The organism is Burkholderia aenigmatica (assembly GCF_048627025.1).
GTDB classification, from domain to species: domain Bacteria; phylum Pseudomonadota; class Gammaproteobacteria; order Burkholderiales; family Burkholderiaceae; genus Burkholderia; species Burkholderia aenigmatica.
On the sequence record NZ_CP184470.1, the window covers coordinates 360055 to 379911 of the forward strand.

The following is a 19857-nucleotide window of genomic DNA, read 5'->3' on the forward strand; positions in this document are numbered from 1 at the left end:
GAGCCCGTCGCGGGACGGGCTCGTGGCCGGGGCGGACTGCGCGCGAAGGCGCGCAGCGGCAGGCTTAGTGGCCGAAGTAGATCGAGTCGCGCGGGTTTTGCACCTTCACGGCCGGTGCGCCGCCCTGGACGGCTGCGGCCGGTTGCGCACCGTAGCCGCTGTTGTCGGCACCGTGCACGCGGGCTTGTGCGGCCTGGATGTCGGCCGGGTAGTGCGGGCTCGACTGGCTCGGCTTGTAACCGACGCTTTCAAGCTGGACCAGTTCGTTGCGCACTTGAGCGCGGGTCACGGTGCTTTGGGCGAATGCGCCGAACGAGGCGGACAGGGCGACAGCGGCAACGACTGCGGAAACGAGCGATTTCATGATGACCTCCGATGTTTATTGGCTTCCGCGTTCGACACCATGTCGTAAGCGGTTGATTACATCGTAGGCGTCGGGTGACCTAGGGTAAACGTGGGTTTCAGTGAAAGATCCTTGCAACCGGGGCAATAATTCCTAGATAAACGCCTTCTGTCCCTATTCGATGTTGCCGGATTTGCAAGGGCGAGGGGGCGGATGCGCGCGGCACAGGGGGCGTGCACGGATGGGCGCCCGGCGGCGAAGGCGCGGGCGGAGAGGACGAGGGTGGGGCCGGGGCTGCGATGCTGCCGGATCAGACGTCGTCGTCGATTTCCTTGCGTTCCCGGCGTTCCTCGTTGCCGCGGCGCGCGCGCAGGCGCTGGCGCGACAGCACGGCGATCACCTGCTGGGTCGGCGCGCCGGACGGCAGTTCGTTGCGGATGCGATCGGGCACCATGGGCAGGCCCGCACGCTGCCGGCGCAGCGCCTTGGCGATTGCCCGGCGGCATTCGTCACCGTGGCAATCCCATTCATCGCGGATTCTCTGGCAATAACGGCATTGTTCCATCCGGACAGTCTAACGCGTCTTCGGGAACCGGGCGGGGCGCCGGCCCCAACGTGTCACGCGCCGGGTGCGGTAGCGGCGAGCGCTTGTGCATGCGACTGGAAGCGGCGGTGTTCTTCCGGCGGCACGAGCGAGCCGCCCGTCGCCCAGATCACGTGCGTCGACCGGCGCAGGTCGATCGCGTGGCGATCCACGTAGTCGCGACCGGCCGGGGACTGCGCCAGCCAGCCGGGACCGCCGACGGCAGCGGCGGCCGACGGCTCGAGCGCCACGCCCGTCGCGTGCTGAACCGCGAGCAACTGGGCGTAGAGCTGCGCGTCGCTGACGGTGAAGACGCCCGACAGCAACGACGCCATCAGCGGACTGACGAGGTGCGATGCCTGCGCGACGGCGAGGCCATCGGCTTCGGTCCGGTTATCGAGCCCCGCGTCGTAGACGGACACGGGCTTGCCGGGGCCGGCGGCCAGCTGGACCAGCATGCACGGCGAAGCAACGGGTTCGGCAAAGAAGCAATGCACATGCTCGCCGAACAGCGCCTTGAGACCGTACGCGATGCCGCCCGGTGCGCCGCCGACGCCGCACGGGATATGGACGAAGAGCGGGTGCGCCGCATCCACGCGGCGGCCCGCCGCGGCGAGCTGCGCGGCGAGAGGCCGGGCGCTGGCCGCGTAGCCGAGGAACAGCAGCAGCGAGCCTTCGTCGTCGACGAAGTGGCTGCGCGGCCGATTGCGTGCCTGCGCGCGTCCGGCCGCGACGGCTTGCGCGTAGTCGCCGTCATGCTCGATCACGCGAACGCCGCGTTGTCTCAGGCGTGCCTTCTTCCACGGCTTCGCGTCGGTCGACATGTGGACGACCGACTCGAACCCCAGCGCGGCGGCCATCACGCCGATGCTCAGGCCGAGATTGCCGGTGCTGCCGACGATGACGGTGTGCGCGGCAAACCGTTCACGTGCGGCGGCCGATGCGAGGATCCGGCGGTCGCCCGCGGGTTCGAGCAGCCCGTGTTCGATCGCGATCGACTCCGCGAGCGCGAGCACTTCATGAAAGCCGCCGCGCGCCTTGATCGAGCCGGCGACCGGCAACGCGTCGTCGCGCTTGATGAACCAGGCGCCGTGTGCGTCTGCGGGGAGCGACAACCTGCGCTGCAGGCCGTCGGCCGGCATCAGCGGCGACTCGATTTTTCCCGCGCTCGCCGCGAGTTCGGGAAACAGCTCGGCCATCAGCGGTTCGCAGCGCGCGAGCCGCGCTTCGGCCATCGCAATCGCGTCGAGCGCCGGCGCGTCGGGCGGCAGCGGGCTGCCGGCATGGGGATTCAGCCACAGCAACGGGTGGCGGGCTTGCAGTTTGCCTAATAGATCGGCGGGTTGGAGCGTGAGGGTCATGGATCGGTCTTGCATCGGATAAGCAGGGAGAATGGCTGGAATGCTACGATTCCGGCAGCCTGCGCAAAAGCGCCGATTTCTAATGAATCCATTAGCCTGACTGATATCTATGCGACTCGACGGTTCGCTCCTGGGTGCGTTGCTCTGCTTTGAAACGGCCGGCCGGTTGCTGAGCTTCACGAAGACGGCGCAGGCGTTCAACCTGACGCAAAGCGCGGTGAGCCAGCAGATCCGGAACCTGGAGGACCGGCTCGGTTATCCGCTGTTCGTGCGCCAGGCGCGCGGCCTGAAGCTGACCGAGAAGGGCGGGATCCTGCTCGGGACGATGTCGGGCGCGTTCGTCGACATCAACCGCACGCTTCAGGCGCTTGGCATGTCGGATGCTCCGCTGCAGGTCAGCTGCCTGCCGTCGCTCGCGCTGCAATGGCTGATGCCGCGCCTGTCCGAATTTCACCGGCAACAACCGAACGTGCCGGTTCGCGTGAAGGCCGAGTTTCAGGTGCTGGATCGCCAGGCGATGGAGACCGACGACATCGATGTGGCCGTGCGCTACGACCCGGTGCACTATGCGCGGCTGCATGCCGAGGCGATTCTCGACGAAATCCTGTTTCCGGTCGCCACGCCCGCGTATCTGGCGCAGCATCCGTCCTTTGCGAGCGGGGAATCGCTGGACGGCGTCGTTCTGCTGCACGACGCCGCGCCGTGGGGCGGCGCACCCGAGTTCGTGGAGTGGCGCACGTGGCTGGACGAGGTCCGTCCGGCGTGGACGGCGCATCTCGACGGCCCGCAGTTCAATTTCTCGAGCCTTGCCATCACGGCTGCGCTGAACCATCAGGGTGTCGCGATGGGGCGCGCCGCGCTGGTGCACGACGAAATCGCGAGCGGACGGCTCGTGGATGTCTTCGGCACGCACGTGCGTGCGCCGGCGCGCTACATGCTGTTGTCGCGCAATCCCGACGATCCGCGTACCGCCGTTTTTTCGGACTGGCTCAAGGCCGAGTGCGCGCGCTTCGGTGCCGCCCGATCGCGCTTGCTGTCGAACGGAAGCCGGCACGCGTAGGCGATGCTGCCGGACAGGTGGGTCGGAGTGCGAAATAGTTGGGCGGCGGGTACAGCCGTCAACTACAATTTCCCGTCCATCTCCCTACGGATGGCTTGCGCGCGGACGGGCCTGGCGAGCGTTACTTGAGCTGCCAGATACCCCAGATGGCGATCAACAGGCCAAGGCCGAATCCGCAGCCGAGCAACACGTAGGTTTCCATTTCATGCCTCTGAAAGCGCGGCAGCGCCGATGTGGATATCGGCGTGCGAGCAGCAAAGTCGGTGACGTATCGTCCGCACCGTTGGGCGGGGCGATACGCCGGGTCCGCGAATACTACGCTTTGCAGCTTTCAGAACGCATGCGCGATCGATGGCTTTACGCCATCTCTCAGTTTTTGCCCGCGTGCGCGTTGTTCATCTGGGTAACGGGCGATCCGCCGTGCCGGAGCACGCCCGATTTCCAGATCATCTGCGACGCCGCGGCGAGCACGAACAGCAGCACGACCATCCTGAAGATCCGGGGCGACATCTTGTCCCGCAGCGGGCGAACGAGCCACATGCCGGCAATGGCCGGCAGGCTGGCCGCCGCCGAGATCGCGAGGTCGGCGCCGCTCGCGTGCGCGGCGCCGCTGAACGTCGTGATCAGCGTGACGATCGACACCACCAGGATGATCGCGATCTGCTTCGTGAAGACGCGCCCGGTCGCGCCGGACGAAATCAGGTAGGTAGCGAGCAGCGGGCCCGGCACCGACGCGATGCTTTCCATCAGCGCGGCGCCGAAGCCGAGTGCGAAGCCGACGGGCTTTTGCCATGCGTCCGGCAGGTTGAGTTTCGGCGCGGCGAGCATCAGCGCCGCGGCCACGATCAGCAGCGCGCCGGACGCCGCTTGCGCATGACCCGGGTTGAGCGAGAGCAGGATTGCGACACCGACGATATTGCCGATCACGGTGCCCGCGATCGGCGCGGCGATCTTGCGTGCCGTCGCCAGCACCTGGCCGCCTTCCAGCGCCTGCGGGATGTTGCCGAGGATGATCGGCATCGACAGCAGCAGCACCGCATGGCGAATCGGCAGGAACTGGCTGAGTATCGGCATCGCGATCAGCGGCACGCCGATGCCCGTGATCCCCTTGGCCATGCCGCCCAGCAGCAGCGCGACGGCGATGCCGGCCAGATCGAACGCGCTGAGCCCCTGCAGGCTGGAGACCAGCACACCTTCAGTCAGATTGAAATGCATCATGGAATGGCATGTCGCGGCCTATCCGGCAGCGAGCGCTGCCGACGGAGCCTGTTGCGGTCGCGTGCAGGTTGCACGCATTTGTTCTGGTTGGGCTCGAACCGGAAGGCGATCGCATGGCGCCGCGCCGTCGTGCGGCCGGGGCCGCAGGCAATCGGCACGCGGTTCGAGGATGCATCTTACCTGAGCGGCGCGGCGGACATTCGACGCGGGTCGCGGCGCGCCACCGGTATCGTCGGCCCGACCAGGTTCGCGGTTCAATATAATTCACGACAGCTTGCCGCATCATGCACAACCTACATATCCCGGAATGAGGAGACCCGATGACCCTTGCCCAGTTGCAGGCCCTGGCGGCCGTGGTCGAACTCGGTTCGCTCACGGCCGCGGCCGACCGGTTGAACCGCAGTCAATCCGCGATCAGTCATGCCCTGACCGAGCTGGAAGACCTCACGGAGGTCAAGCTGCTGTGGCGCGACCGGCAGCCGGTCGTCCTGACGGCGGCGGGCGAACGCCTGTGGCCGTCCATCCAGACCGTGGTGCGCGAAGCGCAGCTGTTGCGCCAGCAGTTCAGCCTGTCGCGCGGCAAGCTGGAAGGGAAGCTGGTGGTCGCGTCGCTGCCGAGCGTGTCGCTGGCATTCGTCGTGCCCGCGCTCGAGGCGTTGAAGGAGATGCACCAGGGCGTGTCGGCAGTGCTGCTCGAAGGCACGGACAGCGAAGTCGAAGGGTGGATCGACGACGGGACGGCCGATATCGGTGTGGTGGCCGGCACGAAGACGTTCGCGCACAATCTGCCGCTGCTCGACGAGGACTTTGTCGCGGTGGCGGCGGACGGCATGTTCGCCAACCGCAAGAGCGTGTCGGCAAAGCAGTTGTCCACGGCCCCGTTCATTTTCTCGAAGGCAGGATGCGGGCCGGTGATCGCCGATTACTTCGCGCGCAGCGACGCGCCGCTGCGGGCCGCGTTCAACGTGGTCGAGATGCGCACCATCCTGTCGATGGCAGAGGCCGGCATGGGCGTGTCGATCGTGCCGCGCATCACGCTCACGTACACGCCATTCGGTGGCCGCGTGCTGGAGCTGTCGCCGAGGCTGCATCGTTCGGTGCGGTTATCGTGGAATACGGCGGGTAATGCGGTCGCAGATGAGTTCGTGCGGCTCGTCGACGCACAACGCGCGAAGGCAGGGAAGGCGCTCCACACGCGCGCGAAAAAGGGCAGGTAGCGTGCGGCCGGTGCGATGAACCGCGCTCATGAGCGGCTTGCAGTTTATTCATGACGATGCAGGTCGAGATGCAATACATTGTTCGAACTCGCCCCTGACCGCTTCGCCCCGAAGGAGATTGCCGTGCCGGCCTTGCCCACTTTGCTTGCATTTGGACTCGTGTCGCTCGGCATGGTGCTGACGCCAGGGCCGAACATGATCTACCTGGTTTCGCGCTCGATCTGCCAGGGCCGCCGTGCCGGGCTGGTGTCGCTCGGCGGCGTCGCGCTGGGCTTCGTGTTCTACATGGTGTGCGCGGCGCTGGGCATCACCGCGCTGGTGATGGCCGTGCCGTATGCGTACGACGCGTTGCGCTTTGCCGGCGCGCTTTATCTCGCGTACCTGGCGTGGCAGGCGCTGAAGCCGGGCGGTCGCTCGGCGTTCCAGGTCAAGCAGTTGCCGAATGACAGTCGCGCCAGGCTCTTCACGATGGGGTTCGTCACGAACCTCGCGAATCCGAAGATCGCGGTGATGTATTTGTCGCTGCTGCCGCAATTCATTTCGCCGGGGCACGGCAGCGTACTCGCGCAATCGCTGGCGCTCGGTTGCGTGCAGATCGCGGTCAGTGTCAGCGTGAATGCGCTGATTGCGTGCATGGCCGGCGCCATCGCGGGCTTTCTGGCGGGGCGGCCGGTCTGGGCGTTGGCCCAGCGCTGGTTGATGGGCACGGTGCTGGCCGGACTGGCCGTGCGTATCGCGCTGGAGTCGCGCTAGCGCGAGTGACGGGCGGTTTGCAGGACCGCCGGGGGCGTTCGACTTGCAGCGCGACGAAAGCGCCCGGTACCGTCAGCCCTGGCAATTGCCCTGCGCTTCGTTGCCGACCCGAACGGGTGCGGCTTTTTCACGGCGCCGGCCGCGCGTCGCGAGCCAGCACAGGATCGACCCGCCGCATACCATCGATGCGCCTTGCCAGAATTCGATCGACAGCGGCGCATGCAGCAGCGTCGCGGCGAGCATGGCGGCGAGCACCGGGGTGAAGTACGACGCGCCGACGATGACCGTCACGTTGCCGTGCATGATGCCGGTGTTCCAGGCCGCATAGCCGAACCCCAGCGCCGATGCCGCCAGCACGATGTAGATGACCGCATGCAGGCTGAACGTCATGCCGCCGCCGCCTTCGATCGCGAACTTGATCCAGAGCACCAGCGCAACCAGCATGAAGAACGGCGTGACACCGTTCTTGCCGTCGGCGATGCGCGCCGTCACCGTGCAATAGCCGGCCCAGATCAGCGCGCCGACGAACGCGAGGCCGTAGCTCAGCGGATTGTCCGTGACGTTGTGCAGCATGCCGGCCGGATCGAGACCCTGGTCGCCGCCGAGCACCCGGCAGATGCCGAGCATCGACAGCAGGACGCCGGGCACGACCAGCAGGTTGGCGCGCTGCTTGTTGAACACGATTGCCGCGACCAGCGTGAAGCTCGGCCACAGATAGTTGACCATCGCGACTTCGATCGCCTGCTGGCCGTTGCTTGCATAGCCGATCGACAGCGACAGGCACAGCTCGTAAGCGACGAACAGCAGCCCGCCCCACAGCAGATAGTTTTTCGGGAACCGGCTCAGATCGGGGAAGCCGACCGAAAACAGCAGAAGCGCGGACGCCACCGTATAGATCATCGCGGCGCCGCCGGTCGCGCCGAGACTTTCGCTCACGCCGCGAACGAGAGCGACGACGGAGGCCCACAACAACACCGCGCCGAGCCCGGCGAGCGTTGCCTTATTCTTGCGCTTCATGCTTCCTGCCTGTTTCAACATTCAAATTCGATTTCAGATAATTCGGTTCCGCCCGCACGAACCGCGATGGCGGACGGAATGAGCCGGTTGCCGCCGTCCCGCAGGGCGGCGCCAACCGGCAATCCCATGCAGCCCGCTTACGTGGGGTCCACGGGTACGTCGATCCAGATGGTCTTGATCTCGGTGTACTGGTCGTGCGCCCAGATCGACTTGTCACGGCCGCCGAACCCGGATGCCTTGTAACCGCCGAACGGCGTCGTCACGTCGCCTTCGCCGAAGCAGTTGACGGTCACGACGCCCGCGCGGATCTCGCGCGACAGCCGGATCGCCTGGTTCAGGTTGCCGGTGTAGACCGAAGCGGCGAGCCCGTACACCGAGTCGTTGGCCAGCGTGATCGCCTCACCGATGTCGGTGAACGTCGTCACCGACAGGACCGGGCCGAAGATCTCCTCGCGGAACAGCCGGCTGTGCGGGCTCACGCCGTCCACCACGGTCGGCTCGACGAAAATGCCGCCGTCGGTCTGGCCGCCGAACGCAACCTTCAAGCGTTCCGCACCGGCCTGCTCGAGGTACGAGCGCACTTTCTCGAAGTGGGCCTTGCTGACCATCGCGCCGATCCGGTGCGCCGGGTCGAGCGGGTTGCCCATCGTCCATTCGCGCATGTGCGTGCCGATACGCCGCAGCAGTTCGTCCTTGATGTCGGCATGGACGATCAGCCGCGACGACGCCGAGCAGTTTTCGCCCATGTTCCAGAACGCGCCGTTGACGATGTGCTGCGCGACCGCGTCGAGATCGGGCGCATCGGGCAGCACGACCGCCGGATTCTTGCCGCCGCACTCTAGCACGATGCGCTTCAGGTTGGATTCGGCCGCGTACGTGAGGAACTTCCGCCCGGTATCCGTCGACCCGGTGAAGCTCACCATGTCGACGTCCGCATGACGGCCCAGCGGCTCGCCGACTTCCTTGCCGCCGCCCGGCAGCACGTTGAAGACGCCGGCCGGCACGCCGGCTTCGTGCGCGAGTTCCGCGACGCGCAGCGCCGTGAGCGTCGTTTCCTTGGCCGGCTTGACCACGATCGAACAGCCGGCCGCGAGCGACGGGCCGATCTTCCACGCGAGCATCAGCAGCGGAAAATTCCAGGGCAGCACGAGACCGACGACGCCGATCGGCTCGCGCACGACGAGCGCCAGCGCGTTGCCGCCGACGGGGGCCGTGTTGTCGTAGATCTTGTCGATCAGCTCGGCGTGCCAGCGGATCGTATGAATCGTCTCCGGCACGTCGGTGTTCTGGCATTCGCGGATCGGCTTGCCGCTGTCGAGGCTTTCCATCGTCGCGAGTTCGTGCGCGTGCTGCTCGAGCAGGTCGGCAAACTTCAGCAGGACGGCCTTGCGTTGCGACGGCGCCAGCTTGCGCCAGCGACCGTCCTCGAACGCCTGCCGCGCATGGGCGACCGCGAGGTCGACGTCGGCCGCATTGCACGCGCCAATCTGCGCGAGGACGGCGTCGGTGGCCGGATTGACGGTCGCGAACGTGTCGCCGGAGCTGGCCTGGCGGAATGCGCCGTCGATGAACGGCCCGGTCGGGAAGCGCAACGCCGCGGCCAGCGCCGCGTATTCGGACGCGCTGAGCAGGTCGGTCATCAGGCTTGGCCTCCGGTGACGGCGGCGACTTCGCGCTTGATGCCGGCCACGATCGCGGCCAGCGCCTGCTTTTCCGGTTCGTCGAGCCCGCGCAGCGGGGCGCGCACGCCGCCCGCGCGCAGCCCCACGAGTTCGCAACCGTACTTGATCGACTGCACGAACTTGCCGCCTTCGAGGAAATCCATCAGCGGCATCATCGCGGACATGATCCGGCGGCCCTTGTCGAAGTCCTTCTCGATCGCGCACGCCTGGTACAGCGCGATATGCTCGGCCGGCAGGAAGTTCGATCCCGCGCAGACCCAGCTGCGCGCGCCCCACGCGAAGAATTCCAGCGCCTGGTCGTCCCAGCCGCACGACACGCTGATGTTCGGGAACTCGCGGACCAGCATGTGCAGCTGGCCCGTCTGGCCCGAGCTTTCCTTGATCGCGACGATGTTCTTCGACGCGTCGCAGACGGTGCGGAAGAATTCGCGGTCCATCGACACGCTCATCCGGCCCGGGTAGTTGTACAGCATGATCGGCAGGCCGGCCGCGCGATCGATCTCCAGCGCGTGCGCGGCATTCTCCTGCTGCGTGGGCAGCGCGTAGGGCGGCGAGCCGACCAGGATCGCGTCGGCGCGCACGGCCTTGGCCGCCTTCGCGTATTCGACGGAATCCTCGGTGCGCACCGCGCCGGTGCCGATCACGAGCGGCACGCGCGAGCCGATCACTTCACGCGCCCAGGCGCCGAGGTCGAAGCGCTCCTGCGCGGTGTGCGCATAGTATTCGCCGGTCGAGCCGCCGATGATGATGCCGTGCACGCCGGCCGCGATCAGCGATTCGATCACGTCGGCGAATGCGGTCTTGTCGATCTGGCCGGCGGCGTTCAGGGGCGTGATGGCCGGGGTGTAGATGCCTTCGAAATTCATGATGTTCTTCCGCGGAAAGGGAAACGGTCGGGTTGACGAACGGTGTGCCGTTGCGAGCGCAGCGGCGCACCGGTGATGGGATTAGTGGTTGAGTGATGCGGCCTCTTGCAGGCTGAGCGAGCGCGTTTCGGGCGCCAGCGCGAGCGATGCGATCAGCCCGACGAACGAGACGGCCGCCGCCGCGTACATCGTGTTGCCGATGCCGACGGTCTGCAGCGCGATCGGCACGAGCCAGGTGCCGACCGCCGCGCCGATGCGTGACAGCGAGGCGCCCATGCCGACCGCGAATGCGCGGATGTCGGTCGGGAAGATTTCATTCGGGTACACGAGCTGCAGCACCTGCGCGCCGCCGATCAGCACCGCATACGCACCGAACAGCACGAGGATCAGCACCGCCGAGCCGCCGGAGCAGGCGCCGAGGGCCAGCAGCGCGAGGCCTGACCAGAGGAAGCTGTGGATCACCATCGCGCGGCGACCGAGTTCGTTGATGAGCCACGTCGCGATGATGCAGCCGACCACGAACAGCAACGTGATCGCGACGGAGCCGAGCGATTCCCACTTGCCGGTCAGGTGCAGCGCTTCGAGCACGCGCGGCGCGAACGAGTAGACGGCGAACACCGGAATCACGGAGCAGCTCCAGAACACCGACACGAACAGCATTCGCTTGCCGTAGCCCGAGTGCAGCAGTGCCCACAGCGAGATCTTCTTTTCGGTTTGCTCTTCCGGCAGGTTCTTCACCGAGAACGACGGGCCGTAGACTTTCCGGATCACGCTGTCCGCTTCCGCCACACGGCCCTTGCTGAGCAGCCAGCGCGGCGATTCGGGCGTGCCGATGCGCACGACGAACAGCGCGAGGCCGATCACGGCCGGGCTGGCCAGCACCCAGCGCCATGCATCGGGGCCGCCGCTGCCGAGGATGATGTTGCCGACGATGTACGCGAGCGCCGCGCCGAAGAACCAGATGATCGTCAGCATCGCGAGGCGCGGCCCGCGATACTTGCGCGGCATGAATTCGACCAGCAGCGAGCCGGCGACCGGATATTCGATGCCCACGCCGATACCGATCAGGAAGCGCAGCACGAACAGCGCTTCGCCCGACTGGACCCAAAACTGCGCGAGCGAGCAGACGAAGAAGATCACCGGGCCGAAGAAGTAGGGCTTCTGCCGCCCGAGCCGGTCGCTGAGCCAGCCGCCGATGAAGCCGCCGAAGAAGATGCCGATCAGCGCGGACGCGGCGACCATGCCTTGCCAGAAGCCGGTCAGGCCGAGTGCGTCGGAAAACTGCACCATCGCGACGCCGATGATGCTCAGCACGTAGCCGTCCATGAGCCAGCCGCCGCCCGAGCGGATCGTGAGCAACTGGTGGAATCCATTGAGCGGAACATCCTCGATGGAAACGTGATGCGTTGACATTGCCTGTCTCCTTCCATGAAATTGCGCACGGGACACCGTCGCGCGATCTATTGATATGGTCTACTAAGTGTGATGCATGAATCGATATCGTTGTTAGGGTGCTTCCTGGCGGGGTTACGCTCGTCGCGGCCCGGTCAGCTTTCGAGTCCCGCCTTGCGCTGCCCCCACCAGAGCGTCGAGTTGACGCCGATCGACAGGAACGGCTCCGGCGGGGTGCGGTTCGGTCCGGATGTTTCCAGCAGGAAATCGGCCAGCTCGCTGCGCTTGCCGGCCAGCCAGTCGGCGAGCAGCGTGCCCGTCACGGTACCGCGCGTGATGCCGAGGCCGTTGCAGCACAGCGCGCCGTAGACGTTCGGCGCAAGCTGCCCGAAGAATCCCTTGTGGTTCTGCGACAGCGCCAGCGAACCGCTCCACGTGTACTCGAACTCGACGTCCGGCAGCATCGGGAAGCGGCGTTCGAACGACAGCCGGTGCCGGTCGGCGAAACGCGGCAGGTACTTTTCGCGCGGGCGGCCGTCGGGGTTGAAGCTGAAGCTGTTGCGCACCAGGATGCGGTTGTCGTGCGTGCGGCGCAGCGTGCTGCCGAACGGGTCTGCCGGAATCACGCCCCAGAACGGCTTGCCGCCCAGTTGCGCCTGTTCGGCGCCGGTCAGCGGGCGCGTCAGGCTCGCATACAGGAAGACCGGCAGCATCGTGTGCTGCAGGAAGCCGAAGCGCATGCCGAACGCGTTGTTCGCGAGCACCAACTGGTCGACCGTGATCCGGCCGTGGCGGTGCGCGAGTACGATCCTGTCGCCGTACTCGACGTCGGTGATCGGCGTGTGCTCGTACAGCGTCACGTTCGGCGGCAGGCAGTCGGCCAGCCCCTTCACGAGCGCCGACGGCTGGATCAGCACGGTGCCCGGCGTGAACAGCGCCTTCCGGTAGAACGACGTGCCGATATGCGCAGGCAGATCCTTGGCCTCGATCATTTCGTACGGCTGGCCGAGCTTGTCGAGACCGCGGCGGTAGGCGTCGAGCACGGCGATCCCGCGTGGCTCCACGGCCGCCTGGTATTTCCCGGACGCACTCATCGCGCAATCGATGCCGTGCTCGGCGACGAGCCGGCGCAGGATCGTCTGGCCGAGCACGTTCAGCTTCAGCGTCGTCCGCGCGGTGGGGATGTCGCCGATGTAGTCGTCGGCGCCGATGTCGTGCGGCAGGTCGATCGCGAAACCGGCGTTGCGCCCCGAGGTGCCGAAGCCGACTTCCTGGGCGTCGACCAGGACGATCTCGTCATCCGGAAAATTCAGCGCGAGCTGCCGCGCGGCGGCCAGGCCGGTGAAACCCGCACCGACGACGGCCCAGCGCGCGCTGGATTCCCCGCGGTGCGATGGCCTGGGCTGACGCTGCCGGCTGGTGTGGTACCAGCCGCACATCCTGTCGTCGGCTGGAAGCGATGTGACCTTATGCATTCCTAAATCCAATATCGGTAAAGAGTCCTGATCGATGGCGTGGGAAGGCGGCGCACGTGAAAGCGTGCGCCGTCTGGTGCGGCCGTTAAAACTGGATCGGTACGTCGAGGCCTTCCGGAATCACGTACTCGGCCATGCGGCGGCGCGACAGCTCCATGTGGCTGCGGACCAGCTCGCCGGCGCGCTGCGCATCGCGCTGCGCAATCGCTTCGATGATTTCGTCGTGCTGCCTGACGGCGGTTTCCAGGTCCTGCTGCATGTCGCTCGTCTCCGGCGAGCGATAGAAAATCTTGCCGAGGCGGGCGTGATCGATCAGCACGCGGCGCAGGCTCGGCATCAGGTAGGCGTTGCGCGCGATCCGGCCGATCTCGAAGTGGAACGCATCGTTCTGCAGCACGCGCGCCTGCAGGTCGTTCTCCTCGATCGCGGTGCGAAACTGCGCCTGGATCGCCTTCAACCGTTCCACTTCCTCCGCCGTCGCGTGGCTGGCCGCCAGCTGGGTCGTCGCGACGTAGATCAGCGGTGCGGCCAGGAAAAAGCTGCGCAACGACTGATAACCCATCGGCGACACGCGGGCCGGCCGGTTCGGCTCGAGCTCGAGATAGCCTTCCGCCGCCATCTGGCGCATCAGTTCGCGCACCGGCGGGCGGGAGAGCCCGAATTCCTCGCTGAGCGCGAGCTCGTCGACCACGGCGCCGGGCGCGAGCTCCATGCTCACGATGCGTCGCCGCAGTGTCTCCGCCATTACGTTCTTGCGATCCGCCGAACCGCCGGATTCGGCATCCGGTGCAGCGGTCTGAAGCTTCTGTCTGGACATGATTTCATTGTCTACAAACTGTAGACACAGTTTAGGTTGAGAATAGACCAAGCAAAAATAAGGGTTTACACCTTACCTCGTCGCGCGGGTGAGGCCGGTGAGGGCGCAGGGTGGCGTGCCCTGACATGCGTAGCTTAAAGGGACGAAGTCGGGACGGCCGAATGGCGGGCATTGGCGCGGTGCCGGCTCGGCGTGTGGGGCCGATTCAGGCAAGCCGTCGAAAGGGGGCGCCGGTCACGCGTCGTCGATGTGCCACGCCACGCCGATTGCCGTCAACGCGCGGCCGATCGAGTCGAGCATCGTGTATCGCGTCCGCCCGAGTGTCGTGGCCAGGAAGAAGCCGTCGTCGTCGGTCCACAGGCTGACCAGCGGCCAGCCGCGGGTGTCGCCACGGACTTCAAGCTGTCGGCGGTCGGGATCGATGTCGATGTCGTCATGCGATTGCCGCAACGCATTCGCGATGGCATCGAATGCGTCGGCCGACGGGATCGTGTGGATGCGGTATTCGAAACTCATCTTCATGGGCCGATGGGGGAGGCGGGCAGTCTAGCGCGTGTCATGGCGCAACGCCCTGCAATGGGTGTGTGACAGGCGCCTGCGCGCCATCGCGGTATAGTCACGCAGCCGTCGTCGCATGTATCGAATCCCATAAGACCAACCAGAAGATCCATGTTGAATCGCTCACTGCTCGCCATTTCCGCCGCCGCCTTCGCCGCGCTTTCCGGCGTCGCGCGTGCCGACGCGTCCTACCTCTACGTATCCGAAGTCACGCGCTGCACCCGGATCGAGTCCCGCGACGTGTCGTATCCGGCCAGCGCGCGTCACGCCGGGCAAAGCGGGGAGGTGACGGTCGGCGGCATCGTGCTGCCGGACGGCACGGTGTCGGACGTGACGCTGCTGGAGAGCAGCGGGCATGCGGAACTCGACGCCGTGGTGACCGCGGCGTTCATGCGCATTCACTGTACCGCCGACGAGGGCGCACGCCCGATTCGCATGAAGGAGAAGATCACGTTCTCGCTGATGTAGCGAGCCGCCCGCATCGTGCTTTCAGAGAGGGAAGCCATGAAAGAAGTGCCGTATTTCGCGCAATGGGAATCGTCGCACCTGGTTTCGCGGTTCGTCTCCCGCGAACTGCGCTCGGAGGACGACCCGTTGTGGCATCGCTCCGGCGCGAGCACGCCGGAAGAATATGCGCAGTGGAGCCCGAGCATCTGCGGCATGGCGTGCCTGAAGATGCTGCTCGCGCACCGTTCGAATACGATCGTGCCGTTGCTCGAACTGGTACGCGAAGCCGTCGGGTTCGGCGTCTACCGGCCCGAACTCGGCGACACCGGCAAGCGCCTGCATTACCGGCCTTTCGTGCACTGGGTGCGCGAGCGGTATGGGATCGACGGCGACGTCGTGGAAGGGATCGATTCGGCCGCGCTTGAACCGAAGCTGCATGACGGCCACATGCTGATGGCATCGGTTCATCCCGGCATCCGGCACGACGGGTTCGAGCCGCCGTCGCGCGGCGGGCATATGGTGCTGGTGTTCGGCGCGAGCCGCGACACCGGCGACTGGTTGTTCCACAACCCGTCCGGGTTCGACGTGCGTACGCAGCAGAATGTGGCGATGCCGCGCGCGACGTTCGACCGCTATTTCGCGAACCGCGGCATCCTGATCGCCCCGTAACGTTGCGCATGCAACGAGTCGTGCTGCGTGCAGCAGCAGGCGCCCGTTGCAGCGGGCGCCCGCCCGATCAGCGTTCGTTCCGCTTCTTGCTCAGTTCGATCGTCTCGAACAGCTCGTAGTCGGCGGTCGGGTGCTGGTCGGCGCCCGGTGCGTGGTAGTAGCGCATCGTGATCGTCGTGTGTCCGTCCGGCTTGCCCGGCTCGTAGTCGAACACGGCGATCCCGTAGCCGGTGCCGGTATCGCGCCGCGCGGACCAGATCGCATCCTCGAGCGCATCGGCCGGCTCGCGCACGAACGTATTGGGCGCCGTGCCCGGCACCGGCCGGTTCGGCTTCGTGAACACCTTCGCCCGCGCAAAGCCGGTCGCCGGGTTCTCGCCGTACACGTCGAGCGGGGCGCTGGTGCCGCCGCCGCCGAGGATCAGGTGGATCGTGCCGTGGCTCGTGTCGAACTTCGTGCGATCCGGGTCGTTCGAGCCGACCGGGCGCGGCTGCAGCGTCTCGACGACTTCGCCGGTCGTCGCATCGACGCCCGCGCGGTGATTGCAGCCGCGCACCGGGTAGCTGCGCTCGTAGTCGTGATCGTGGCCGCACAGCACGAGGTCGACGCCGTAACGGTCGAACAGCGGCAGCCAGGCTTCGCGGATGCCCTTGTCGGAACCGTTGCCCGTCTTCGACGAACTGAGCGCGTCCTGGTGCATCTGCACGACGATCCAGTCGATGTCGTCGTCATGCGCGGCATGGCGCAGCGTGTGTTCGAGCCAGCGCGTCTGCTCGCCGTTGCTGTAGCCGCGCACGTAGAACGACGTGCCGGGCTCGATCGGCGGGCGGCCCGTGCTCGCGGCCGGCACGAGCGGCGCGGGGCCGCCGACGAACGCGGCGGCGTCCTGGTACACGACGTCGTCGGCGTCGAGCGACACGAACAGCACCGAGCTCACGCGGAAGCTGTACCAGCGGCCCGGGAAGCGCGTGCCGTTCTCCGGCAGCGTATAGCGCGCGAGATACGAGTCGAGCCCCTGCGGGCCGTTGTTGAACTCGATCTCGTGATTGCCGGGGCACGGCATCCACGGACGATTGGCGGCCGACGTCTGGTTGTTGTTGCCGAAATCGCGCCACACCTCGGGCTGGTGCGCGGGGTTCAGGTTCGCGTAGCAGAGGTCGCCGTTCAGCAGGTGGAACAGCGGCTGGAACTGCTCGACCGCCTGCACCGCGAAGCGGCTCTGCGGCGACGACAGCACCCACGCGCCGTTCGGCGTCGCGAGATCGCCGTAGCTCGTGAAGCGGAACGGCGCGCGGCCGCGCGGCGCGGTCGAGAAATTCGCGGAGAACGGCTGCGCGGCGTTGCTGTCGTTGTCGGCCGTAATCTCGTAGCGGTAGCGCGTATTCGGCTTCAGCCCGTGTACGCGGGCGTGGTACGCGAACACGGTTTCGCCGTTCAGGCCGTCGGTGTACAGGCGCTGGACGCCGTGCACGGTGCGCGGCGGCTCGCCGTCGGCGACGATGCGGGCGCGCGGATTGACGGCCGACGCGAGCGATGCCCACGAGATCACGACTTCCGACGTCGGGTCGTTGCCCCACGTCAGGTGGACCTGTTCGGGCGTGCCGTCCGGGTTCGACGCGGCGGCCCTGGCTGCCGCGAGACCGCCGGCGGCGGTGGCGAGGCCGGACACGCCGGCGAGTTTCAGGAAGCCGCGACGCGACACGGACGCGGCCGGCTCGTTCGGCTGGATCGGGGAGTTGTCCTGGTTCGACATGGTCGGTGTTTTCGTTGGTGGAGACGCGAGATGTGGAACCGCCTGGCCGTGCGCAAGCGTGGCCGGGGCGTGGGCCGGAAACGAGCGGGATCCCGGTGCCGAACATTGTCGAAGGGCAGTTTTGCCGGGTTGTGACAGCACGGCAACCCCATACAAGCGCCGGCACATGCCCGGGCTTGCGCATCGCGGCATCCGGCCCGCGCCGACGCGCGTCCGGTTCGGTCGAAATTTTTTTGCCGACATTGCGACGGATTCCGTTCGCCCGCGCCGTTTAACGCATGAACGGCCGCTTCCGGTCGATACCCGCTACTTCGGAGTCTTTCATGAAGCTTTCCATCCCGTTGCGGTTTGCCGCGGCATGCGTGGCCGCGCTGGCTGCGTCCGCCGCTTTCGCGCAGGCCGTCATCGTCGCGCCTTACGCGCCGCCGCCGCCTCGCGTCGAAGTGATGCCGGCGCCGCGCGCGGGCTACGTGTGGGACCAGGGCCACTGGCACTGGCGGCAGGGCCGCTACGTGTGGATTCCAGGCCACTGGCAAGTGGTGCGTGTCGGTTATCACTGGGTGCCGGGCCACTGGGCCGCGCGCGGTCCGGCGTGGCGCTGGGTTCCGGGTCACTGGGCCTGATGCGCATGCCGCCGGACGGCACGCGGTGCCGGCACGGCGGTTTCTTCCCGCAACGTCATGAGTCGCAGCCATGCCTTTTCGAACCGTGGTGATCCTGGCGGCCGCAGCCATCGTGCTGGCCGGCTGTGTCGTCGTGCCGGCGCGCCCGGCCTATTACCGGCCCGCGCCGGTCGTCGTATATTGAGCGCGCCGGCCGCCGCTCACGCGAACGCGTCCGGGCGGCCGGCACCCGATCGACACGATCGCCATGCGGCCTGAAACGGATGCCGATGAAACGGATCTTGCCGATGCCGTGCGCGATGCGTGCGGCGATTCCGAACCGCCGGTGTGGCGGGGCCGGGTAATGGCGCGGCGCATGCAAGGAGAGCATGACGATGAACTTCAGTCTGCCGGCGGGCGCATCGACGATCGCGCCGCGGCACAGACGCGCGATGCGCTGGAGCGCCCCGCGTTGAGCGACGGCGATCCGGACGCGGCACTGGTGGCACGGGTCGGCGCGCGCGACGCGTCGGCCGTGCGCATGCTCGTCGCGCGCAAGCTGCCGCGGCTGCTCGCGCTCGCGACGCGCATGCTCGGCGACCGCACGGAAGCCGAGGACGTCGCCCAGGAGACGTTCTTGCGGATCTGGAAACAGGCGCCGGGCTGGCGCGAAGGCGAGGCGCGGTTCGACACGTGGCTGCATCGCGTCGTGCTGAATCTGTGCTACGACCGCTTGCGCGGCCGCCGCGAGGAACCGGTCGACGTGTTGCCGGACGTGCCCGATCCGCAACCGGAGCCGGCCACCCGGGCGGAGACCCGCTCGCGCGACGCGCGCGTGCGGCAGGCGCTCGCGGCGTTGCCGGCGCGGCAGCGCGAAGCGCTCGTGCTCCAGTACTATCAGGAAATGTCGAACGTGGAGGCAGCCAACCTGATGGGCATTACCGTCGACGCGCTGGAAAGCCTGCTCGCGCGCGCCCGGCGAAACTTGCGCGCGCAACTGGCCGGCGATTCACCTAGCGAGGACATCCGATGACACCCGAACGATTTCGTACCATCGTCGCCGCGTACGGCTCGGATGCGCGGCGCTGGCCGGACGGCGAGCGCGCGGCCGCCGAGGCCTGGGCGCGCGCGCATCCGGGCGACGCATTGGCGGCGCTGGACGATGCCGCCGAACTCGATGCGTGGCTCGCCAACGATACGGTCGCACCGCCCGCGCAGGCGCTCGTCGAGCGCATCGTTGCGACGGCGCCCGCACCGCGCCGCGCGCGGCGGCGGGGCGCCGTGTGGTGGTCGGGCGCGGCATTCGCGGGCGTAGGCCTGGCCGGCGCGCTCGCGGGCGCGGTGGCCGTGTCGATGCTGATGCTCGGCAGCGTGCCGCCTTCGCATGAGCCCGGCTATCTGACAACGACGTTCGGTGGACCGAGCGTGGACTGGAGTGATGAATGAGTGAGCGTGGCTGGAAATTCATCCTCGTCGGTTCGGTCGTGCTGAACGTATTCATGCTCGGCGCGATCGGCGGCGGCGCGTATCAATGGTTCTCGACGCATCGCGACCTGCGGGCCGCGGGCGCACCGGCGTCGCGCACCGCATTGCGTTTCGCGGCGGACGAATTGCCGGATACGCGCCAGCAGGCATTCGCCGCGGCGCTGAAGGCGGCGCGCAAGGACGGCCGCGATTTCGCGCGGGAAGGGCGCGACGGCCGGATCACCGTGCTGGATCTGCTCGCCGCGCCGCAACTCGATCGGACGGCGATCGACGCCGCGCTCGACCGCACGCGTGCGGCCGATACCGCGCTGCGTGCGCAGGTCGAGCGCAGCGTCGTCGATTTCGCGGCGACGCTGACGCCGGACGAGCGCGCGAAGTTCGTCGACGGGTTGCGGCGTAGCGGTAACTGGCGGCTGCCGCCGAAGTTGCAGAAGAAACAGGGCGACGCGGCGAGCAAGTAAGCAAACGCCGCGCGGGCGACGTGCGGCGGCGTGCCGTTTCAGTGATGCGCAACGCGTACGCGGAAGGCATGGCCGTCCATGCTGGCAGGCAGGTGACA

The 19857-nt window shown here is 67.1% G+C and carries 21 protein-coding genes; 9 read left to right on the forward strand and 12 right to left on the reverse strand.

The genetic code is table 11. The features are described 5' to 3' along the window. Positions 1–64: 64 nt before the first annotated feature. The 3 genes from ACN8ZM_RS33930 to ACN8ZM_RS33940 all read right to left on the reverse strand — a co-directional run bounded on the left by ACN8ZM_RS33930 (position 65) and on the right by ACN8ZM_RS33940 (position 2287). On the reverse strand, positions 65–364 hold the full coding sequence (locus ACN8ZM_RS33930) for a DUF4148 domain-containing protein (RefSeq protein ID WP_175025163.1): 300 nt from the start codon (positions 362–364) through the stop codon (positions 65–67). A 289-nt stretch (positions 365–653) separates the two neighbouring features. Next, on the reverse strand, positions 654–908 hold the full coding sequence (locus ACN8ZM_RS33935; protein WP_027791787.1) for a hypothetical protein: 255 nt from the start codon (positions 906–908) through the stop codon (positions 654–656). Between the two features lie 53 nt (positions 909–961). Continuing rightward, on the reverse strand, positions 962–2287 hold the full coding sequence (locus tag ACN8ZM_RS33940; protein ID WP_420213182.1) for a D-serine ammonia-lyase: 1326 nt from the start codon (positions 2285–2287) through the stop codon (positions 962–964). Between the two features lie 109 nt (positions 2288–2396). Here ACN8ZM_RS33940 and ACN8ZM_RS33945 point away from each other — a divergent pair, with 109 nt between their 5' ends. After that, a complete protein-coding gene (locus ACN8ZM_RS33945) occupies positions 2397–3347 on the forward strand; it encodes a LysR substrate-binding domain-containing protein (RefSeq protein WP_205821950.1) in 951 nt (316 codons plus the stop codon). Between the two features lie 369 nt (positions 3348–3716). Here ACN8ZM_RS33945 and ACN8ZM_RS33950 read toward each other — a convergent pair whose 3' ends face one another. Next, entirely contained in the window at positions 3717–4565 is an 849-nt protein-coding gene (locus ACN8ZM_RS33950; RefSeq protein WP_420213183.1) for a sulfite exporter TauE/SafE family protein, read from the reverse strand. Between the two features lie 320 nt (positions 4566–4885). Here ACN8ZM_RS33950 and ACN8ZM_RS33955 point away from each other — a divergent pair, with 320 nt between their 5' ends. After that, complete coding sequence (locus tag ACN8ZM_RS33955) at positions 4886–5782, forward strand: LysR family transcriptional regulator (protein ID WP_420213184.1); 897 nt, start codon at positions 4886–4888, stop codon at positions 5780–5782. Positions 5783–5905: 123 nt separating this feature from the next. After that, positions 5906–6535 (forward strand): LysE family translocator, encoded by a 630-nt coding sequence (locus tag ACN8ZM_RS33960; protein WP_420213185.1) that lies wholly within the window; start codon positions 5906–5908, stop codon positions 6533–6535. Positions 6536–6607: 72 nt separating this feature from the next. On the opposite strand, the gene yddG is transcribed toward ACN8ZM_RS33960, so the two are convergent. The 7 genes from yddG to ACN8ZM_RS33995 all read right to left on the reverse strand — a co-directional run bounded on the left by yddG (position 6608) and on the right by ACN8ZM_RS33995 (position 14306). Continuing rightward, positions 6608–7552 (reverse strand): aromatic amino acid DMT transporter YddG, encoded by a 945-nt coding sequence (yddG, locus tag ACN8ZM_RS33965; protein WP_420213186.1) that lies wholly within the window; start codon positions 7550–7552, stop codon positions 6608–6610. Positions 7553–7689: 137 nt separating this feature from the next. Next, on the reverse strand, positions 7690–9192 hold the full coding sequence (locus ACN8ZM_RS33970) for an aldehyde dehydrogenase (RefSeq protein WP_420213187.1): 1503 nt from the start codon (positions 9190–9192) through the stop codon (positions 7690–7692). Beyond that, on the reverse strand, positions 9192–10100 hold the full coding sequence (locus ACN8ZM_RS33975) for a dihydrodipicolinate synthase family protein (RefSeq protein WP_043191010.1): 909 nt from the start codon (positions 10098–10100) through the stop codon (positions 9192–9194). Before ACN8ZM_RS33975 ends, ACN8ZM_RS33970 begins: the two co-directional genes overlap by 1 nt. Before the next feature lie 81 nt (positions 10101–10181). Then, on the reverse strand, positions 10182–11513 hold the full coding sequence (locus tag ACN8ZM_RS33980; RefSeq protein WP_089452790.1) for an MFS transporter: 1332 nt from the start codon (positions 11511–11513) through the stop codon (positions 10182–10184). Positions 11514–11647: 134 nt separating this feature from the next. Continuing rightward, the gene (locus ACN8ZM_RS33985) at positions 11648–12967 is read right to left on the reverse strand and encodes an NAD(P)/FAD-dependent oxidoreductase (protein ID WP_089452791.1); all 1320 of its coding nucleotides are present in this window, start codon (positions 12965–12967) and stop codon (positions 11648–11650) included. Positions 12968–13052: 85 nt separating this feature from the next. Next, on the reverse strand, positions 13053–13784 hold the full coding sequence (locus ACN8ZM_RS33990; protein ID WP_043191002.1) for a GntR family transcriptional regulator: 732 nt from the start codon (positions 13782–13784) through the stop codon (positions 13053–13055). Positions 13785–14018: 234 nt separating this feature from the next. Further along, on the reverse strand, positions 14019–14306 hold the full coding sequence (locus ACN8ZM_RS33995) for a hypothetical protein (RefSeq protein WP_420213188.1): 288 nt from the start codon (positions 14304–14306) through the stop codon (positions 14019–14021). Positions 14307–14453: 147 nt separating this feature from the next. On the opposite strand from ACN8ZM_RS33995, the gene ACN8ZM_RS34000 reads away from it, so the two are divergent. Further along, entirely contained in the window at positions 14454–14810 is a 357-nt protein-coding gene (locus ACN8ZM_RS34000; RefSeq protein ID WP_420213189.1) for an energy transducer TonB, read from the forward strand. Positions 14811–14846: 36 nt separating this feature from the next. Continuing rightward, positions 14847–15458, forward strand: coding sequence for a hypothetical protein (locus tag ACN8ZM_RS34005; RefSeq protein WP_420213190.1), 612 nt, complete (start codon positions 14847–14849; stop codon positions 15456–15458). 67 nt (positions 15459–15525) lie between these two features. Here the strand turns inward: ACN8ZM_RS34005 and ACN8ZM_RS34010 are convergent, their stop codons facing one another. Further along, on the reverse strand, positions 15526–17211 hold the full coding sequence (locus ACN8ZM_RS34010) for a purple acid phosphatase family protein (protein WP_043190994.1): 1686 nt from the start codon (positions 17209–17211) through the stop codon (positions 15526–15528). A 323-nt stretch (positions 17212–17534) separates the two neighbouring features. Between ACN8ZM_RS34010 and ACN8ZM_RS34015 the strand changes: the two genes are divergently transcribed. The 4 genes from ACN8ZM_RS34015 to ACN8ZM_RS34030 all read left to right on the forward strand — a co-directional run bounded on the left by ACN8ZM_RS34015 (position 17535) and on the right by ACN8ZM_RS34030 (position 19759). After that, entirely contained in the window at positions 17535–17834 is a 300-nt protein-coding gene (locus ACN8ZM_RS34015; protein WP_043190991.1) for a YXWGXW repeat-containing protein, read from the forward strand. A gap of 247 nt (positions 17835–18081) precedes the next feature. Beyond that, positions 18082–18846: an RNA polymerase sigma factor gene (locus ACN8ZM_RS34020; protein ID WP_089452797.1), complete on the forward strand. Its 765-nt coding sequence runs from the start codon at positions 18082–18084 to the stop codon at positions 18844–18846. Beyond that, a complete protein-coding gene (locus ACN8ZM_RS34025; protein ID WP_043190986.1) occupies positions 18843–19259 on the forward strand; it encodes a hypothetical protein in 417 nt (138 codons plus the stop codon). Before ACN8ZM_RS34020 ends, ACN8ZM_RS34025 begins: the two co-directional genes overlap by 4 nt. Continuing rightward, positions 19256–19759 (forward strand): periplasmic heavy metal sensor, encoded by a 504-nt coding sequence (locus ACN8ZM_RS34030; RefSeq protein ID WP_089452798.1) that lies wholly within the window; start codon positions 19256–19258, stop codon positions 19757–19759. The genes ACN8ZM_RS34025 and ACN8ZM_RS34030 overlap by 4 nt, the downstream gene beginning before the upstream one ends. Positions 19760–19857: the final 98 nt, after the last annotated feature.

What these genes read in the sequence shown, in the direction of transcription:
- ACN8ZM_RS33930 (WP_175025163.1), bottom strand. Translation starts at nt 364, where the DNA reads ATGAAATCGCTCGTTTCCGCAGTCGTTGCCGCTGTCGCCCTGTCCGCC.
- ACN8ZM_RS33935 (WP_027791787.1), bottom strand. Translation starts at nt 908, where the DNA reads ATGGAACAATGCCGTTATTGCCAGAGAATCCGCGATGAATGGGATTGC.
- ACN8ZM_RS33940 (WP_420213182.1), bottom strand. Translation starts at nt 2,287, where the DNA reads ATGACCCTCACGCTCCAACCCGCCGATCTATTAGGCAAACTGCAAGCC.
- ACN8ZM_RS33945 (WP_205821950.1), top strand. Translation starts at nt 2,397, where the DNA reads ATGCGACTCGACGGTTCGCTCCTGGGTGCGTTGCTCTGCTTTGAAACG.
- ACN8ZM_RS33950 (WP_420213183.1), bottom strand. Translation starts at nt 4,565, where the DNA reads ATGATGCATTTCAATCTGACTGAAGGTGTGCTGGTCTCCAGCCTGCAG.
- ACN8ZM_RS33955 (WP_420213184.1), top strand. Translation starts at nt 4,886, where the DNA reads ATGACCCTTGCCCAGTTGCAGGCCCTGGCGGCCGTGGTCGAACTCGGT.
- yddG (WP_420213186.1), bottom strand. Translation starts at nt 7,552, where the DNA reads ATGAAGCGCAAGAATAAGGCAACGCTCGCCGGGCTCGGCGCGGTGTTG.
- ACN8ZM_RS33970 (WP_420213187.1), bottom strand. Translation starts at nt 9,192, where the DNA reads ATGACCGACCTGCTCAGCGCGTCCGAATACGCGGCGCTGGCCGCGGCG.
- ACN8ZM_RS33975 (WP_043191010.1), bottom strand. Translation starts at nt 10,100, where the DNA reads ATGAATTTCGAAGGCATCTACACCCCGGCCATCACGCCCCTGAACGCC.
- ACN8ZM_RS33980 (WP_089452790.1), bottom strand. Translation starts at nt 11,513, where the DNA reads ATGTCAACGCATCACGTTTCCATCGAGGATGTTCCGCTCAATGGATTC.
- ACN8ZM_RS33985 (WP_089452791.1), bottom strand. Translation starts at nt 12,967, where the DNA reads ATGCATAAGGTCACATCGCTTCCAGCCGACGACAGGATGTGCGGCTGG.
- ACN8ZM_RS33990 (WP_043191002.1), bottom strand. Translation starts at nt 13,784, where the DNA reads ATGTCCAGACAGAAGCTTCAGACCGCTGCACCGGATGCCGAATCCGGC.
- ACN8ZM_RS33995 (WP_420213188.1), bottom strand. Translation starts at nt 14,306, where the DNA reads ATGAAGATGAGTTTCGAATACCGCATCCACACGATCCCGTCGGCCGAC.
- ACN8ZM_RS34000 (WP_420213189.1), top strand. Translation starts at nt 14,454, where the DNA reads ATGTTGAATCGCTCACTGCTCGCCATTTCCGCCGCCGCCTTCGCCGCG.
- ACN8ZM_RS34005 (WP_420213190.1), top strand. Translation starts at nt 14,847, where the DNA reads ATGAAAGAAGTGCCGTATTTCGCGCAATGGGAATCGTCGCACCTGGTT.
- ACN8ZM_RS34010 (WP_043190994.1), bottom strand. Translation starts at nt 17,211, where the DNA reads ATGTCGAACCAGGACAACTCCCCGATCCAGCCGAACGAGCCGGCCGCG.
- ACN8ZM_RS34015 (WP_043190991.1), top strand. Translation starts at nt 17,535, where the DNA reads ATGAAGCTTTCCATCCCGTTGCGGTTTGCCGCGGCATGCGTGGCCGCG.
- ACN8ZM_RS34020 (WP_089452797.1), top strand. Translation starts at nt 18,082, where the DNA reads ATGCGGCCTGAAACGGATGCCGATGAAACGGATCTTGCCGATGCCGTG.
- ACN8ZM_RS34025 (WP_043190986.1), top strand. Translation starts at nt 18,843, where the DNA reads ATGACACCCGAACGATTTCGTACCATCGTCGCCGCGTACGGCTCGGAT.
- ACN8ZM_RS34030 (WP_089452798.1), top strand. Translation starts at nt 19,256, where the DNA reads ATGAGTGAGCGTGGCTGGAAATTCATCCTCGTCGGTTCGGTCGTGCTG.